The organism is Nonomuraea sp. NPDC048916 (assembly GCF_040649575.1).
Lineage (GTDB): Bacteria > Actinomycetota > Actinomycetes > Streptosporangiales > Streptosporangiaceae > Nonomuraea.
Genome location: NZ_JBEZFS010000231.1, coordinates 1 through 451, shown reverse-complemented (window position 1 = coordinate 451; position 451 = coordinate 1). Strand labels below are relative to the sequence as shown.

Annotated in this window: 1 protein-coding gene; it reads left to right on the top strand. The window is 68.3% G+C overall.

Annotated elements, in window-relative coordinates; genetic code table 11:
* Positions 1-150: 150 nt before the first annotated feature.
* Positions 151-451, top strand: a 301-nt coding sequence (locus AB0C16_RS40610) for an IS3 family transposase (RefSeq protein ID WP_357691538.1), incomplete at its 3' end; no start/stop codon positions are given.

The window sequence follows — 451 nt, the reverse complement described above, 5'->3', positions numbered from 1 at the left end:
GTTGGCGCGGCTGCGGCGGGAGAAGGCCGAGCTGGCCCGGCAGCACGCCAAGGAGAAGGCGGCCTGGGAGAAGGAACGCGCGGAGCTGGAGGACGAGCGTGATGTCCTCAAGCGTTCCGTGGTCTTGTGGGTGAAAGAGGCGATGGGCCGGTGAGCGTGGCGGCCTTCATCTGCTCCCAGAAGACCGACTACGGTATCGACCACGCGATCTCCTGCCGGGCGCTGGAGGTCTCCCAGTCGTGGTTCTACAAGTGGAAGAACCGCATCGGGGCCGTTGCGCCGACCACCCGTGAGCAGCGCAGGGCCCGGCTGGATGCGGAGATCAAGCGGCTGTTCGCGGCATCGGGCGGCACCTACGGCTCGCCGCGGATCACCCAAGACCTGCACGAGGCGGGCTGGCGGGTGTCGGAGAACACCGTGGCCAGGCGGATGGCCGAACTCGGCTTAGCCG